Raw genomic sequence first — 13,799 nt, forward strand, 5'->3', positions numbered from 1 at the left:
CCGCCGGGAGCAGGATCCCGTTTTGGTGTCGGTAAAAGGGCTAGAGCAGGGCCACCAGCACGGTGACCAGGGCGCCCAGCAGCAGCAGGGCGATGCCGCGACCGGCGGGGCCGTGCAGCTTGTTCCACATCAGCAGGCTGGTGAGGGCCAGCAGCAGCATGGCCAGGGCCGCCAGATCGCCCACCAGTTGCCAGGGCAGGCCGGTGCCCATGCCACGGTGCAGCCGGTTGAGGCTGGCAGCGAAGTTGGCCTGCTGCAGCTCGGTGCGCACCAGCAGAGTGCCTTCCACATAGCTGGCGGCCACGCTCTGGCTGAGGGTGACGCCGCGCAGCTCCCAGCGGGCCGGCAGGGTGAGGGAGCCGGATGGTGTGGGCAGGGTCTGGGGCGGGGTGATCTGGGGTCGCCCCTCCTCGAACATGTCTGCATAACGCTGTTGCAGCAGGGCTTTCAATTCATCCGGGCTGGCCAGCGGCGTGCTCAGTACTATCTCTTCGCTCGATTTGGCGGTGTGGGGACCGGGCAGGGGCAGCACGGCCCTGTGTTGCAGCCAGAGGCCGGTGAGGCCGTAGAGCAGCATCAGGGTGAGGGTGGCAAAGCCTGCCCAGGCGTGGATGCGGCGCACCCACTTGTTGTTGTGCAGGGGGAGTTTTCTGCGTGTCATCGTTCGGTGCTTCATAACAATCTGGCCAGCGAACGCTGGCCAGAGGGGTCGGTAAACAGGGAGGATCAGAAGCGGTAGGCGGCGGTCAGGTGCAGCTGACGGGGCGTGCCCGGCATGATCTGGGCCGCGCTGGTGGCGCTGACGAAGTAGTCGTGATCGGTCAGGTTCTCCACGCTCAGCTGGGCTTCCCACTGGGGCCAGCGGTAGCCGGCACGGGCGTCGAAGCGGGCGTAACCGGGCAAGGTGGTGGTGTTGGCGTTGTCGGCGAAGCGATCCCCCACCGCCGTCATCCCGGTCTCGCCGAACCAGCCCTGCTTGCCGTTCTGGTAGCCGGCGAACAGCTGACCGTTCTGGCGGGAGACGTTCATCGGTCGCTTGCCTTGCAGGTCCGCGTCTGCCTTGACTTGCTCGGCATCCTGGATGGCGACGCCGCCGCGCAGATAGATCTCGTCGGTCAGCTGGGCACGGGCGCTCAGCTCGATGCCGTCGGTGCGCTGCAGACCGGTGAGGATCACCCGGGTGGGATCCAGCGGATCCTTGCTGCGCTTGTTGTACATTTCCAGCCGGTAGAGGGAGAGGGTGGTCGCCAGGCGGCCATCCAGCCAGTCGCTCTTCACGCCCCCTTCATAGAGCCGGGTGTGCTGGGGATCCAGGTTGTTGTTCTTGTCCCCCGGGGTGATGCCGATAAGCTCACCGCCCACCGGGGTGAAGGTCTTGCTGTAGGAGGTGTAGAAGGCATGCTCCTCGATGGGGTTCCACACCAGGCCCAGGCGCGGACTCAGGCTGGTGACCGAGAGGGTCTCTTCCTTGTCGAGGTCGTTGCGGCGGCTGGTGACGGTGAAGTCGTCGCGGCGCAGACCTGCCAGCAGGTGCCAGTCGCCCAGGCTGAGCTGATCCTGCACATAGAGGCCGACACCGCGCACCCTGTGATGGGCGTCGCTGGAGAGTTTCATGGCGCCGTCGTAGGTGGGTAGGGAGCCCGGATCATAGAGGTTGCCTGCCGGGATCGGGCTGGCGTTCTGGTAGAGCTTGGGGGTGCGATCCTGCCAGCCCTGCTCCAGGCCCACCAGCAGACGATGGGCGATGGGACCGGTTTGCAGCTGGCCTTCCGCCTCGGTGTTGCTGGTGAGGCTGCTGGCCTTGAGATCCTGCTGCCAGCGGGCGCGGGTCACCTTGTCACCCTTGACGCTGGTGACATAGGTATTGTCGAACTGGCTGTCGAGGGTGGTGTAGCCGAGCTGCTGGCGCAGTTGCCACTGATCGTTGATGTCCCAGGTGAAGCGGGAGCGGGTGGACTGGGCCACATCGTCGATGAAGTCGCGGCGGGTGTCGCTGTAGACGCTCTCGATGGGGACATCCGCCGGGCGACCATCGACGCCGGGAATGCCGCGATCCGGGGTGCGATCGTGCTCGTTGCGCTCGTATTGCACCAGCCAGTTCAGGGTGTCGGTGATCTCCCAGTTGACGGAGGGGGCCAGCAGGGTGCGCTTGCTGGTCACGTCGTCGCGAAAGCTGTCTTTGTCTTCCTGGGCCAGGTTCAGGCGCACCTGTACCCGCTCTCCTGCCTCGCCGTTGAGATCGGCGGCGAAGCGTCGGCTGTCGAAGCTGCCGACCTGGGCGCTGACGCTGGAGGCCTGCCCCTTCTGGGGAACCTTGCTGACCCGGTTGACGATGCCGCCCGTGCTGCCACGGCCGTAGAGCACGGCGGCGGGGCCCTTGAGCACTTCGACCCGTTCGATGTTGCCAAGGTCGCGGGTGTATTGCATGTCGTCGCGCAGGCCGTCGAGGTAGAAGTCGTTGCTGGCGCTGAAACCGCGGATGGTGACGCCGTCAAAGCGGGTGTCGCCGCTGGCGTTGACGCCAGGGATGCCGGTCAGGGCTTCACTCAGGGTGGGCTGGCCGAAGGCGGTCAGCTCGCTTGCCTTGACGCTCTCGATGCTCTGGGGCACCAGCTTGGCCGGTGTGGCGGTGCGGGTCGCGGTGGCGACCTCTTCATGTTGGCTGCGTTTGCCGACCACGGTGAGGGTTTCGTCTTCGGCACGGGGGCTGGTGCAAACCGCCAGCAAGGCGACGCCCAGCAAGGCGCGCGGGGGGGTGGAATGGTTCATCTGGGTGTGACTCTTTGTCGACCAATCGGCCTGAACTTGTTGATTTATTTGTAATTATTGATTTCTCTCATCGCGAGAGGTTGCTAATGATATTGATTTTCATTTGCATTGCAAGGAGAAGATGCAAGAAAAAGAGATCATTGGCGGGCAGGCACTGAGGGGGCTGGAACCTCGGGGAAAAGGCCGGGGGAACCTTGGTTCGGTTCGGAGGGGGCGCTACCATGGTGGCCTCGCGCCTTGGCGCACCATCCGGCACACACAGGGAGAGAAACATGGTTGAGATCATCAGGGCGGATCTGCACAACCCTCGCCACGGCGAGGCGCTGATCGCGATGCTGGACGAATACGCCAGGGATGAGATGGGGGGCGGCAGTGCACTGGCGGACGAGGTGAAGGCGAATCTGGCCGACGCCCTGGCCGCGCGACCCGGTGCCCATGTGCTGCTTGCTTGGGTCGATGGGGAGCCCGCTGGCGTTGCCACCTGCTTCGAGGGCTTCTCGACCTTCGCCTGTCAGCCGCTGCTCAATATCCACGACGTGGCGGTGCACCCTGCTCATCGCGGCCACGGCATCGGCAAGCAGCTGTTGGCGGAGGCGGAGCGGCTCGCCCGGGAGCTCGGTTGCTGCAAGCTGACCCTGGAGGTGCTGGAGGGGAACAAGGTGGCCCAGGCTGCCTATCGTGCCAGCGGCTTTGCGGGTTATGAGCTGGATCCTGAGGTGGGCCGGGCCATGTTCTGGCAGAAGAAGCTCTGAGCCTCAGTGACAACGCGATCATCCCAAATGAAAAACGGCGCGCAGAGTGCTCTGCGCGCCGTGTCGTCAGGTGGTTGCCGACTTAGAAGTCGTAGCGGGCCGCCAGCTGGAAGTCATCCTTGGTGTTGAGCTTGCCGCTGTCATGGCTGTCGAGGTTGTTGATGCGGTACTCGCCGATGACGCGCAGGTTCTTGTTGAACTTGTACTGGGCACCCAGGGTGTAGTAGTCGATGGAGTCGTAGTCAGACTTGCCAGCCTGCTCCACCTTCTGCTTGTTCCACAGGGCCATCAGGCCGAAGCCGCTCTCGAAGTTGTAACCCAGCGCCCCTTCCCAGCCGGTGTGATCCTTGCCAGTGGCCAGGAAGTCGCTGCCGTCGGCATAGCTCAGAGCAGCGTAGAGGGCCTTGTTGTCGTACTTGGCGGAGAGCAGCCACAGCTTGGCATCCTCTTCACCGCTCTTGTCGCGGATGCCCACGTTGTAGGCGGTCCCCAGGGAGAGGTTGAACGGGAAGGTGTAGGCCACGGCGGCACCGTAGGCGGCATCGCTGTCCTTGCTGGAGGTCTCTTCGGTGTCACCGCCATCGAACTTGTAGCTGGTATCAACCTGGAAACCGTTGAACAGGCCGGAGTACTTCAGCACGGAGCCGGCGCGGTTGGTGGCGAAGGTGTCGGTCTTGGCGCCCAGTGCCTCGTTGCCGTAACCGTCGGAGAGAGAGACATCAGTCCAGTCCGCCAGGAAGCCTGGAGCCCCCTTCTGGCGACCGAAGGTGACGGTCCCCCAGTTGGCGCCGACACCGGCGAACGCCAGACGGGTACGCAGGTTGTCGGAGTTCTCGCTGACGGTCTTCTCGCTGTCGTTGATGTACATCTGCAGTTCGTACTGGGCCAGCGCCTTGAGACCCGGGTTGATCTCGCTCTCTACCTTGGCGCCCAGACGGACAAACTGGTTGGCCCCCTGCTTGTCGCTGTATTCGTTCTTGATGTCACCGTTGGCGTCCAGCTCTTTCTTCTCGCCGAAGAACTGGCCGGCGTAGATGCGGCCGTAGAGGTCGAGCAGGGTGCTCTCGTTTTTGTACACTTCGACGGCTTGAGCCTGGAAGGCGGCGGTAAGAGCCAATGCTACTACTGTCAGCTTTTTCATCATGATCCCTTGTGTTGCAAGCTTTTGTTTTAAAAGACGGGGCCATGCTAGAAGTGACAGATGACAGTCGGGTGACCGTGCAATGAACAAACCGTGTCGGTTCCATGTCAGCGGGATGAAAACCGGGATTTATGTGGCTGGTCGCCACTTTTACGCGCAAAGGTTTGCCCTTGTGGTAGAATGCCGCCCGTTTTCGAGCTCCTAAGGTTGGATATGCGATGAGACGTGAACTGGCAATCGAATTTTCCCGAGTGACGGAAGCGGCTGCACTGGCTGGCTACAAGTGGCTCGGACGTGGTGACAAGAATATCGCCGATGGCGCGGCCGTGGCGGCCATGCGTCACATCCTCAATCAGATCCAGATCGATGGCGAGATTGTGATCGGCGAAGGGGAGATCGACGAAGCCCCCATGCTCTACATCGGCGAGAAGGTGGGCACGGGTCAGGGCGACGCCGTGGACATCGCGGTCGACCCCATCGAAGGGACCCGCATGACCGCCATGGGTCAGGCCAATGCCCTGGCCGTGCTGGCGGTGGGCGACAAGGGATCCTTCCTCAAGGCCCCCGACATGTACATGGAAAAGCTGATCGTGGGCCCCAAGGCGAGAGGCGCCATCGATCTCGATCAGGCTCTGGAGCTGAACCTCAAGGCCGTGGCCAAGGCGCTCGGCAAGCCCCTCTCCCGTCTGACCGTCATCACCCTGGCCAAGCCGCGTCATGACAAGGCGATCAAGGAGATGCAGGGCCTGGGGGTGCGGGTGTTCGCCATTCCCGATGGTGACGTGGCCGCCTCCATCCTCACCTGTCTGCCGGACAGCGAAGTGGACATGCTCTACGGCATCGGTGGCGCACCGGAAGGGGTGATCTCGGCGGCGGTGATCCGCGCCCTGGACGGGGACATGCAGGCTCGCCTGATCCCCCGCCACCAGGTCAAGGGTGACAGCCCCGAGGTTCGCGCCCTGGGTGAACAGGAGATCGCGCGCTGCGAGGAGCTGGGCATCGACGTGAGCAAGGTGCTCAAGCTCGAAGATCTGGCCAAGAATGACAACGTCATCTTCTCGGCCACCGGCATCACCAAGGGTGATCTGCTGGAAGGGATCACCAGCGACGGCGTCATGGCGACCACCGAGACCCTGCTGATCCGTGGCAAATCGCGCACCATCCGTCGTATCAAGTCGATCCACTTCCTGGATCGCAAAGACAGCGTGGTACGCGACATCATCCTGTGATGTGCTGACTCCCGCAGCAAAAAGCCCGGCACTGCCGGGCTTTTTGCGCTCTGCAGGGCGCCAGGGTGCCCGGGCAGGGATAAGGCTTAGGAGAAACCGGACTCCTTGCTACACTGCGGTGCCCCACAGAGGAAAAATCACATGGAATGTCGTCAGGGATGCGGTGCCTGCTGCATCGCCCCCAGCATCAGCAGTGCCATTCCCGGCATGCCGGACGGCAAGCCCGCCGGTGTGCCCTGTGTGCAGCTCGATGCGCACCTGGGGTGCAAGATCTTCGGCCAGCCGGAGCGCCCGGCGGTGTGCGGCGGCTTTCGCCCCATGGTGGACGTGTGCGGCTCCCATCGCCAGGAGGCCATCTGGCTTATCGGCGAGCTGGAGCGGCTGACCGCCTGAGCCCTTGATCCTCTCCCTCGGGGAAAGGGTGCCTGCTTGTCCTCCTCGTCCCCACCCCCTTCTCCCGCAAGGGGAGAAGAGGGTGCCGCCATTCGGAGTCATGAAAAAGGCCCCCTCGCTTTGCGAGGGGGCCTTTTTATCGTCGGCTCATGGTGAAGCCAGCTTATTCCTTGATGCGCTCGATGCGACCACCCAGGCCTTGCAGCTTGTGCTCGATGTCTTCGTAGCCACGGTCGATGTGATAGATGCGATCGACGATGGTGGCCCCTTCGGCCACGAAGCCGGCCAGCACCAGGCTGGCGGAGGCGCGCAGATCGGTCGCCATCACCTGGGCACCCTTGAGCTGCTGGGTGTCGCGGCAGATGGCCACATTGCCCTGCAGTTCGATGTCGGCACCCATCCGTACCAGCTCGGGCACGTGCATGAAGCGGTTCTCGAAGATGGTCTCGGTGACCATGCCGGTGCCCTGGGCGACCGCGTTCAGCACGGTGAACTGGGCCTGCATGTCGGTCGGGAACGCCGGGTAGGGGGCGGTCTTGATGGTGACAGGTTTCAGTGTGCGACCTGTCATGTCGAGGGTTATCCAGTCGTCACCCTTTTCAATCAGGGCGCCAGCCTCTTCCAGTTTGACCAGTACGGCTTCCAGCAGGCTGGGGTCGGTGTTGCGGCAGGTGATCTTGCCACCGGTCACGGCGGCGCCTACCAGGAAGGTGCCGGTCTCGATGCGATCGGGCTGCACGCTGTAGCTGCCACCGTGCAGACGTTCTACGCCGTCGATGGTCAGGGTATCGGTGCCGGCGCCCTGAATGTTAGCTCCGAGCGCGTTGAGGAAGTTGGCCAGATCGACCACCTCCGGCTCACGGGCGGCGTTTTCGATCACGGTGCGACCGTCAGCCAGGGTGGCGGCCATCATCAGGTTCTCGGTACCGGTCACGGAAACCATGTCCATCAGTATGTGGGCACCTTTCAGGCGGCCGTCGACGCGGGCTTTGATGTAGCCCTCTTCGATGACGATCTTCGCGCCCATCAGCTCCAGGCCGTGGACATGCAGGTTGACCGGGCGGGCACCGATGGCGCAGCCGCCGGGCAGGGAGACGTCTGCTGCACCGAAGCGGGCTGCCAGCGGGCCCAGGGCCAGGATGGAGGCTCGCATGGTCTTCACCAGCTCGTAGGGGGCGACATGATTGTTTACCGCGCCGGTCAGCACGGTCACGTTGCCGTTGACCTTGGTGGTGGCGCCCAGCATCTCCAGCAGCTTGAGGGTGGTACCCACGTCTTTCAGACGCGGTACGTTGGAGAGTTGAACCTCTTCGTCACACAGCAGGGTGGCAAACAGGATGGGCAGGGCGGCATTCTTGGCGCCGGAGATGGTCACTTCACCGGAGAGGGTGCAGGGGCCGGTGATCTTGAATTTGTCCATGGTTTACTTCTTTACCAAATCAGGAGGGCAGCTGGAATTTACGCTCGCGTTTCCACTCGGCGTCGGTATAGGCCTTGATGGAGAGAGCGTGGATCTCGTTGGTGGCGATCTTGTCCATCAGCGGGGCATAGATGGCCTGTTGTTTCTTGACCCGGCTCATGCCGTCAAACATGTCGCCGACGGCGATCACCTGGTAGTGACTGCCGTCCCCTTTGACATGGACTTCGGACAATGGCAAAGCCTCGAGGAGTATCGCTTCAATTTCAGAGACTTGCATTATGAGTCCTCAGTTGTGAGCGGGGTTGAATGAAAGAGGCTGGCCACCCCGTAAAGGTTGGCCAGCGTATGGAAATCGTTGGAGGCACCCACCAGTGTCGGAGTGGCACCCCGTGCCAGGGCCGCCTTGGCCCACTTGACCAGCAGGGCAAGGCCGGCGGAATCCAGGGTAGTCACGGTACCGAGTTCGAGCCGGTCGTCCTGCCACCAGTCGGCGCGGCATTGCCACAGATCGTTGACCTGCGGGGCCTGCAAGTCACCGCTCAGGATCATGACTTGATCACCAGCGGCTTGGCGTTGTGTTCACGCAGCTGGGCGATCACCGCATCGATGCCGTTCTGGCGAATGAGGCCACCCAGCTCGTTCTGCTTGGCAGAGAGCAGGCTGATCCCTTCGGCAACCATGTCGAAGGCTTTCCACTCGCCGGTCTTGTTGTTCTTGCGCAGCTTGAACTCGAGGAAGATGTCCGGCTTGCCGGCCTCTTTCACGCTGACGTTGACGGCGGTGATGTTGCTCTCGGCGGCTTTGCCGGGCTGTACCTTGACGGTCTGCTTGTCAAAGTGTGCCAGTGCGTCCGCGTAGGAGCTCACCATGTACTCGGTGAAGACGTCCACAAAAGCGTCACGCTGGGCAGGGGTCGTCTGTTTGATCTGGTTGCCGAGCACCTTGTAGGCGGCGAAGCGGTTGTCCACGTAGGGCAGCAGCTCCTCGCGGATGATGACGCGCAGGTGATCGGGGTTGCTCTTCACCTGGGCCTGATCGGCTTTCAGGCGGGCAAAGGTCTGCTGGGCGGCCTGATCCACGAGGGCATAGGGGTCCGAAGTATTGACATCCGCACGGGCGACGAGGGAGAACAGCATGCTGGTCATCAGACCCAGCATCAGGGCGATCTTCTTGAACATGGTTACTCCTTGGTTGCGGGTGTGTTGGCCGGAGAGGACTGGCTGTAGAGGAACTTGCCAATCAGATCTTCCAGCACGATGGCGGACTTGGTGTCTTCGATCATGTCGCCATCCTTGAGCATGCTGGTGCCCATCTCCTCATCGCTGAACCCCGGTGCTAGACCTATGTACTGCTCACCGAGCAGGCCAGAAGTCAGGATGGAGAGGGTGCTGGTCTCGGAGAACTCGCCGGCACTCTTCTGCATCTGCAGGGAAACGATGGGGACCTGGCTCTTGGGATCCAGGGTGATGTCGCTGACACGACCGACGACGACGCCGCCGACCTTGACCGGCGAGCGTACTTTCAGGCCGCCGATATTATCGAAATGGGCGCGCAGGGTATAGGTTTCTCCTTCCGGTTTGAAACTCAATCCCGCCACTTGCAGTGCCAATGCCAGAATGGCCGCGATGCCAGCCAGCATGAAGGCGCCAACCAGAAATTCTACTTTGCTGAACTTCATCTTTCCCTTATCCAAACATGACTGCGGTGAGTATAAAATCCAGACCGAGCACGGCCAGGGATGAGTGAACCACGGTACGGGTCGTCGCCTGACTGATCCCGGCCGAGGTCGGTTTGGCATCATAGCCGTTGAAGAGCGCTATCCAGGTCACCACCAGGGCGAAGATCAGGCTCTTGATGGCGCCCTGCATGATGTCGTCCTGCCAGTCGACGGAGGCCTGCATGGCGGACCAGAAACTGCCTTCGTCCACCCCCAGCCAGTCGACACCAACCAGCTTGCCGCCAAAGATGCCGATCAGGCTGAACATGAAGGCCAGCAGCGGCATGCTGATGACCCCGGCCCAGAAGCGGGGCGCCACGACCCGGCGCAGCGGATCGACCGCCATCATCTCCAGGCTGGAGAGCTGCTCGGTGGCCTTCATCAGGCCGATCTCGGCGGTGAGGGCGGAGCCCGCACGACCGGCGAACAGCAGGGCGGTGACCACAGGGCCCAGCTCACGGAGCAGGGAGAGGGAAACCAGAGGCCCCAGGCTCTGCTCTGCGCCGAAATCCTTCAATACGTTGTAACCCTGCAGGGAGAGCACCATGCCGATGAAGAGGCCGGACACCAGTATGATGGCGACGGATTGCACTCCCACCACATACAGTTGCTGCACCAGCAGCGGGAAGTGCTTGCGTGGCTGGGGTCGTCCTGCCAGTGCATGAAACAGCATGATGGTTGCCCGGCCGACGGCGTTGATGAAACGCACACCGCTGCGGCCCAGCTTGCTTATCTGACTTGTCAACATCACAGATCCTGTAGCAGGTCGCCTGCCGGAAAATGAAACGGAACAGGACCGTCGGGCAATCCCTTGAGGAACTGCTCGACTTCGGGATTGTGCTCCTCGCGCAGCTGCTCCGGTGTGCCGTGTGCCACTACCTTGCGGTTGGCGATGATGTAGGCGTAGTCGGCGATGCTCAGCACCTCCTTCACGTCGTGGGTGACGATGACGGAGGTGATGCCGAGGGCATCGTTGAGCTCCTTGATGAGCTTCACCAGCACCGCCATGGTGATGGGGTCCTGCCCCACGAAGGGCTCGTCATACATGATGAGATCCGGATCCAGCGCGATGGATCTCGCCAGGGCCGCACGGCGGGCCATGCCACCGGAGAGCTCGGACGGCATCAGCTTGGCCGCCCCGCGCAGACCGACAGCCTGCAGTTTCATCATGACGATGGTGCGGATCAGCTCTTCCGGCAGGCCGGAGTGCTCCCGCAGCGGGAAGGCCACGTTGTCGAAGACGGTCATGCCGGTGAACAATGCGCCACTCTGGAACAGCATGCTCATCCGTTTACGCACTTCATACAGGCGTGAACGGGAGAGAGTGGGAACGTCTTCCCCGTCAAACAGGATCTGACCGGACTCAGGCTTGAGCTGGCCCCCGATCAGGCGCAGCAAGGTGGTCTTGCCGATCCCGCTCGGACCCATGACGGCGGTGACCTTGCCACGGGGAATGGTCAGGTTGATCCTGTCGTACAGCAGCCGATCCCCGTGACTGAAGGTCAGGTCGGAGATGGTGATCAGGTCATCGTTCAAACAATTGTCCATCCGGTATAAATGAAGAGCGAATTTTATGGGCTAGTCTAGGTCTAAGCAACAGCGAGGAACAACTATTGAGCGGGTTTCCCCCCCAAGTACGCGACAGTTTTATGTAACAACCTGCGTCAATGACCGCCCATTCCGCATCCGATTCGCTTATCTCGGCAGACTTTTTTATAATCCCGCAGCAAATTTCGGCCCGGAGCTGTGCCTTTATGTCTGTAAAGCCTGAAAAAGTGTCTGAATTGTTCGATTTCCGTCGCAGCGCCCGAGCGGTGCTGGACATAGAAAAACAAGCCATTGATGGACTCTACCAGTACCTTGACGAGGCGTTCGAGCGCGCCTGCGAGATGGTGCTGCGCTGTGGCGGCAAGATAGTGGTGACCGGCATGGGCAAGTCGGGTCATATCGGTAACAAGATTGCCGCGACCCTGGCCAGCACGGGAACGCCCGCCTTCTTCCTGCACCCGGGCGAGGCGAGCCACGGGGATCTCGGCATGATCTCAGCCGGGGATCTCATCATCGCCATATCCAACTCCGGCGAGAGCGACGAGATCCTGGCCCTGCTGCCGGTGCTCAAGCGCCGCGGCATTCCACTCATCTGCATGACAGGCAATCCTGCTTCCACCATGGCGAAAGAGGCCAACGTGCACCTGTGCATCAAGGTGGAGAAAGAGGCCTGCCCCCTCGGTCTGGCCCCGACATCCAGCACTACCGCCACCCTGGTGATGGGGGACGCGCTGGCCGTGGCCCTGCTGGAGGCCCGTGGCTTCACCGCCGATGACTTTGCGCTGTCGCACCCGGGCGGGTCCCTCGGCAAGCGGTTGCTGTTGCGAGTGGGCGATCTGATGCACAGCGGCGAGCTGTTGCCCAAGGTGGGGATAGATGCCACCATCAGCCAGGCGCTGCTGGAAGTGAGCCGCAAGGGGCTCGGCATGACGGCGGTGGTGGACGATCAAGGGCTGCTTGCCGGTCTGTTCACCGATGGTGACCTGCGCCGCATTCTGGACCTGCAGGTGGATATTCATCACACCCCCATCAGCCGCGTCATGACGGTGAACTGTGTTACCGTAGGGCCTGAGATGATGGCGGCCGAGGCCGTCAAGCTGATGGAAACCAGGAAAATCAACGGGTTGTTGGTCGTGGATGGGGAGAGACACCCGCTGGGTGCCTTCAACATGCATGACCTGCTGAAAGCCGGAGTAATTTGATGCAAGACGTACCGACCCTCTATGGTCTGGTGACGCGCAGCCAGTACGAGAAGGCGGCGCAGATCCGCCTGCTGGTGTGCGATGTGGATGGGGTGCTCTCCAACGGCTTCATCTATATGGGCAATAACGGCGAAGAGCTGAAGACTTTCTGCACCCGTGATGGTGCCGGCATGCGTGCCCTGCTCAATGCGGGCATCGAGATTGCCATCATCACGGGGCGAAACTCCCGCATCGTCAGCGATCGCATGAGGAGTCTGGGAGTCCAGCACCTGGTGCAGGGTGCAGACAAAAAGCTGCCCCACTTCGAGGCCTTGCTGACCAAGCTCGGGCTGGATGGATCGCAAGCCGCCTATATGGGAGATGACACCATCGATCTGCCGGTGATGCAGGCTTGCGGCCTGGGTATCGCTGTTGCCGACGCCCATCCGCTTGTGCTGGCGAAGGCGGATCTGGTGACGCGGCTTGGCGGTGGCGTCGGGGCCGTGCGCGAGGTGTGCGACCTGATCTTGCAGGCCCAGGGATTGGCTGACTATCAACCCGAGGCGTCGCGATGAACAAACAGACTGTGCTGTTCGGCCTGCTGTTTCTGGCTGCGCTGGCGGCCTGGCAGCTGGGGGAGATCGAGCTGGTCCCCGAGCCGACCACCAAGACGGAAAATTTTCAACCGGACTTCACCGCCAGAGAGTTGGTGACGACCCGCTTCAACGAGCAGGGCAAGCGCACCGAGCGGCTGGAATCCGAATATGCGGAGTACTACCAGGTGCTCGAGCAGGCCACTTTCACCAAGCCGGTGGTCTACATGTTCGATGACAAGGGCGCGGCCGAATGGAAGCTGACGGCCGAAACCGGGGTGCTCAACACCGATGACAATGTGATCCTCCGTGACAAGGTGCATCTGGACGGTCTGCTGCCCGCTTCCTTCATCTCCACGCTGGATACCTCCTATCTGGAGCTGGATCTGGTGACGCAGGGGATGAGAAGCAACCAGCACATCAGCATTGTGGGCCAGGAGTTCCAGACCGAGGGCGTTGGCCTCAAGGGCCACCTGGAACGTAAATATTTCGAGTTACTGGATAAAGGCCATGCCACTTATTTCAATGAAAAACGTTAATCTGGCCCTCACGGCCCTGTTGCTGTGCGGTTCCCTGAATGCCAAAGAGTCCGACTTTGCCGAGAAGGTCTATGTGGATGCGGTCAAGCAGGTGGCCGAGATGCAGGACAACCGCATCACCTTCAGCGAGGATGTCATCATCACCCAGGGCACCATCAAGATTAAGGCCGACAAGGTGGTGGTGATCCGCTCCGGCGACAAGGGCGCCGAGGTGATGACCGCGTATGGCAACCCAGCCACCTTCTTCCAGGTGCTGGACAACGGCAAACCGGTCAATGCCCATGGCAACAGCATCCGCTACGAGCTTAAGAACCGGCTGGTGACCATCACCGGCAATGGCCAGCTCAAGCAGGAAGACAGCCAGGTGACCGGCGATCTCATTCGCTACGACATCGTCAAGCAGAAGATGATTGCCGAGAGCAAGGGGCCCACCCAGCGCGTCAAGACGGTGTTCCTGCCGGATCAGGTGGAGAACTTCGACAAACCCGCCGATCAGAAGAAGTAGGAAACAACAGCC

The 13,799-nt window shown here is 61.8% G+C and carries 17 protein-coding genes; 7 read left to right on the top strand and 10 right to left on the bottom strand.

Translation table 11 applies throughout. The features are described 5' to 3' along the window. Positions 1–40: 40 nt before the first annotated feature. Positions 41–661, bottom strand: a complete 621-nt coding sequence (locus AB5Y47_RS11275; protein ID WP_042015357.1) for a PepSY-associated TM helix domain-containing protein — start codon at positions 659–661, stop codon at positions 41–43. A gap of 65 nt (positions 662–726) precedes the next feature. Next, on the bottom strand, positions 727–2,769 hold the full coding sequence (locus AB5Y47_RS11280; RefSeq protein WP_049637274.1) for a TonB-dependent siderophore receptor: 2,043 nt from the start codon (positions 2,767–2,769) through the stop codon (positions 727–729). A 272-nt stretch (positions 2,770–3,041) separates the two neighbouring features. On the opposite strand from AB5Y47_RS11280, the gene AB5Y47_RS11285 reads away from it, so the two are divergent. Continuing rightward, the gene (locus AB5Y47_RS11285; protein ID WP_161646688.1) at positions 3,042–3,521 is read left to right on the top strand and encodes a GNAT family N-acetyltransferase; all 480 of its coding nucleotides are present in this window, start codon (positions 3,042–3,044) and stop codon (positions 3,519–3,521) included. 82 nt (positions 3,522–3,603) lie between these two features. On the opposite strand, the gene AB5Y47_RS11290 is transcribed toward AB5Y47_RS11285, so the two are convergent. Then, positions 3,604–4,662, bottom strand: coding sequence for a porin (locus AB5Y47_RS11290; protein WP_029313567.1), 1,059 nt, complete (start codon positions 4,660–4,662; stop codon positions 3,604–3,606). Between the two features lie 218 nt (positions 4,663–4,880). Here AB5Y47_RS11290 and glpX point away from each other — a divergent pair, with 218 nt between their 5' ends. Together glpX and AB5Y47_RS11300 are read left to right on the top strand one after the other, a co-directional pair. Then, entirely contained in the window at positions 4,881–5,891 is a 1,011-nt protein-coding gene (gene glpX, locus AB5Y47_RS11295; protein ID WP_039040467.1) for a class II fructose-bisphosphatase, read from the top strand. A gap of 141 nt (positions 5,892–6,032) precedes the next feature. Continuing rightward, positions 6,033–6,284 carry a YkgJ family cysteine cluster protein gene (locus AB5Y47_RS11300; RefSeq protein ID WP_049637177.1) on the top strand — a complete coding sequence of 84 codons (252 nt, stop codon included), beginning with the start codon at positions 6,033–6,035 and terminating at the stop codon, positions 6,282–6,284. A gap of 163 nt (positions 6,285–6,447) precedes the next feature. On the opposite strand, the gene murA is transcribed toward AB5Y47_RS11300, so the two are convergent. The 7 genes from murA to mlaF are packed head-to-tail and all read right to left on the bottom strand — an operon-like array spanning position 6,448 to position 10,969. Continuing rightward, on the bottom strand, positions 6,448–7,704 hold the full coding sequence (murA, locus tag AB5Y47_RS11305; RefSeq protein ID WP_041211853.1) for a UDP-N-acetylglucosamine 1-carboxyvinyltransferase: 1,257 nt from the start codon (positions 7,702–7,704) through the stop codon (positions 6,448–6,450). A gap of 19 nt (positions 7,705–7,723) precedes the next feature. Continuing rightward, on the bottom strand, positions 7,724–7,981 hold the full coding sequence (ibaG, locus tag AB5Y47_RS11310; protein ID WP_010675882.1) for a BolA family iron metabolism protein IbaG: 258 nt from the start codon (positions 7,979–7,981) through the stop codon (positions 7,724–7,726). Continuing rightward, on the bottom strand, positions 7,981–8,253 hold the full coding sequence (locus AB5Y47_RS11315) for a lipid asymmetry maintenance protein MlaB (RefSeq protein WP_368220248.1): 273 nt from the start codon (positions 8,251–8,253) through the stop codon (positions 7,981–7,983). Before AB5Y47_RS11315 ends, ibaG begins: the two co-directional genes overlap by 1 nt. Beyond that, entirely contained in the window at positions 8,250–8,882 is a 633-nt protein-coding gene (gene mlaC, locus AB5Y47_RS11320) for a phospholipid-binding protein MlaC (protein WP_039040470.1), read from the bottom strand. Before mlaC ends, AB5Y47_RS11315 begins: the two co-directional genes overlap by 4 nt. A gap of 2 nt (positions 8,883–8,884) precedes the next feature. Continuing rightward, positions 8,885–9,382 (bottom strand): outer membrane lipid asymmetry maintenance protein MlaD, encoded by a 498-nt coding sequence (gene mlaD / locus AB5Y47_RS11325; protein ID WP_010675879.1) that lies wholly within the window; start codon positions 9,380–9,382, stop codon positions 8,885–8,887. A 7-nt stretch (positions 9,383–9,389) separates the two neighbouring features. Beyond that, complete coding sequence (mlaE, locus tag AB5Y47_RS11330) at positions 9,390–10,169, bottom strand: lipid asymmetry maintenance ABC transporter permease subunit MlaE (protein ID WP_010675878.1); 780 nt, start codon at positions 10,167–10,169, stop codon at positions 9,390–9,392. Then, positions 10,169–10,969, bottom strand: coding sequence for a phospholipid ABC transporter ATP-binding protein MlaF (gene mlaF, locus AB5Y47_RS11335; RefSeq protein WP_069785529.1), 801 nt, complete (start codon positions 10,967–10,969; stop codon positions 10,169–10,171). Before mlaF ends, mlaE begins: the two co-directional genes overlap by 1 nt. Positions 10,970–11,175: 206 nt before the next feature. On the opposite strand from mlaF, the gene AB5Y47_RS11340 reads away from it, so the two are divergent. The 4 genes from AB5Y47_RS11340 to lptA are packed head-to-tail and all read left to right on the top strand — an operon-like array spanning position 11,176 to position 13,787. Next, positions 11,176–12,171, top strand: a complete 996-nt coding sequence (locus tag AB5Y47_RS11340; RefSeq protein ID WP_029314845.1) for a KpsF/GutQ family sugar-phosphate isomerase — start codon at positions 11,176–11,178, stop codon at positions 12,169–12,171. After that, a complete protein-coding gene (gene kdsC, locus AB5Y47_RS11345; protein WP_049637178.1) occupies positions 12,171–12,725 on the top strand; it encodes a 3-deoxy-manno-octulosonate-8-phosphatase KdsC in 555 nt (184 codons plus the stop codon). Before AB5Y47_RS11340 ends, kdsC begins: the two co-directional genes overlap by 1 nt. Then, complete coding sequence (gene lptC / locus AB5Y47_RS11350) at positions 12,722–13,282, top strand: LPS export ABC transporter periplasmic protein LptC (RefSeq protein ID WP_039040473.1); 561 nt, start codon at positions 12,722–12,724, stop codon at positions 13,280–13,282. The genes kdsC and lptC overlap by 4 nt, the downstream gene beginning before the upstream one ends. Continuing rightward, positions 13,269–13,787, top strand: a complete 519-nt coding sequence (gene lptA, locus AB5Y47_RS11355; protein WP_010675873.1) for a lipopolysaccharide transport periplasmic protein LptA — start codon at positions 13,269–13,271, stop codon at positions 13,785–13,787. Before lptC ends, lptA begins: the two co-directional genes overlap by 14 nt. Positions 13,788–13,799 lie beyond the last annotated feature (12 nt).

The organism is Aeromonas sp. R7-2 (assembly GCF_040908105.1).
Lineage (GTDB): Bacteria > Pseudomonadota > Gammaproteobacteria > Enterobacterales > Aeromonadaceae > Aeromonas > Aeromonas caviae.

What these genes read in the sequence shown, in the direction of transcription:
- AB5Y47_RS11280 (WP_049637274.1), bottom strand. Translation starts at nt 2,769, where the DNA reads ATGAACCATTCCACCCCCCCGCGCGCCTTGCTGGGCGTCGCCTTGCTG.
- lptC (WP_039040473.1), top strand. Translation starts at nt 12,722, where the DNA reads ATGAACAAACAGACTGTGCTGTTCGGCCTGCTGTTTCTGGCTGCGCTG.
- AB5Y47_RS11340 (WP_029314845.1), top strand. Translation starts at nt 11,176, where the DNA reads ATGTCTGTAAAGCCTGAAAAAGTGTCTGAATTGTTCGATTTCCGTCGC.
- glpX (WP_039040467.1), top strand. Translation starts at nt 4,881, where the DNA reads ATGAGACGTGAACTGGCAATCGAATTTTCCCGAGTGACGGAAGCGGCT.
- AB5Y47_RS11285 (WP_161646688.1), top strand. Translation starts at nt 3,042, where the DNA reads ATGGTTGAGATCATCAGGGCGGATCTGCACAACCCTCGCCACGGCGAG.
- AB5Y47_RS11300 (WP_049637177.1), top strand. Translation starts at nt 6,033, where the DNA reads ATGGAATGTCGTCAGGGATGCGGTGCCTGCTGCATCGCCCCCAGCATC.
- AB5Y47_RS11290 (WP_029313567.1), bottom strand. Translation starts at nt 4,662, where the DNA reads ATGAAAAAGCTGACAGTAGTAGCATTGGCTCTTACCGCCGCCTTCCAG.
- mlaC (WP_039040470.1), bottom strand. Translation starts at nt 8,882, where the DNA reads ATGTTCAAGAAGATCGCCCTGATGCTGGGTCTGATGACCAGCATGCTG.
- mlaD (WP_010675879.1), bottom strand. Translation starts at nt 9,382, where the DNA reads ATGAAGTTCAGCAAAGTAGAATTTCTGGTTGGCGCCTTCATGCTGGCT.
- ibaG (WP_010675882.1), bottom strand. Translation starts at nt 7,981, where the DNA reads ATGCAAGTCTCTGAAATTGAAGCGATACTCCTCGAGGCTTTGCCATTG.
- lptA (WP_010675873.1), top strand. Translation starts at nt 13,269, where the DNA reads ATGAAAAACGTTAATCTGGCCCTCACGGCCCTGTTGCTGTGCGGTTCC.
- AB5Y47_RS11315 (WP_368220248.1), bottom strand. Translation starts at nt 8,253, where the DNA reads ATGATCCTGAGCGGTGACTTGCAGGCCCCGCAGGTCAACGATCTGTGG.
- AB5Y47_RS11275 (WP_042015357.1), bottom strand. Translation starts at nt 661, where the DNA reads ATGACACGCAGAAAACTCCCCCTGCACAACAACAAGTGGGTGCGCCGC.
- murA (WP_041211853.1), bottom strand. Translation starts at nt 7,704, where the DNA reads ATGGACAAATTCAAGATCACCGGCCCCTGCACCCTCTCCGGTGAAGTG.
- mlaF (WP_069785529.1), bottom strand. Translation starts at nt 10,969, where the DNA reads ATGGACAATTGTTTGAACGATGACCTGATCACCATCTCCGACCTGACC.
- kdsC (WP_049637178.1), top strand. Translation starts at nt 12,171, where the DNA reads ATGCAAGACGTACCGACCCTCTATGGTCTGGTGACGCGCAGCCAGTAC.
- mlaE (WP_010675878.1), bottom strand. Translation starts at nt 10,169, where the DNA reads ATGTTGACAAGTCAGATAAGCAAGCTGGGCCGCAGCGGTGTGCGTTTC.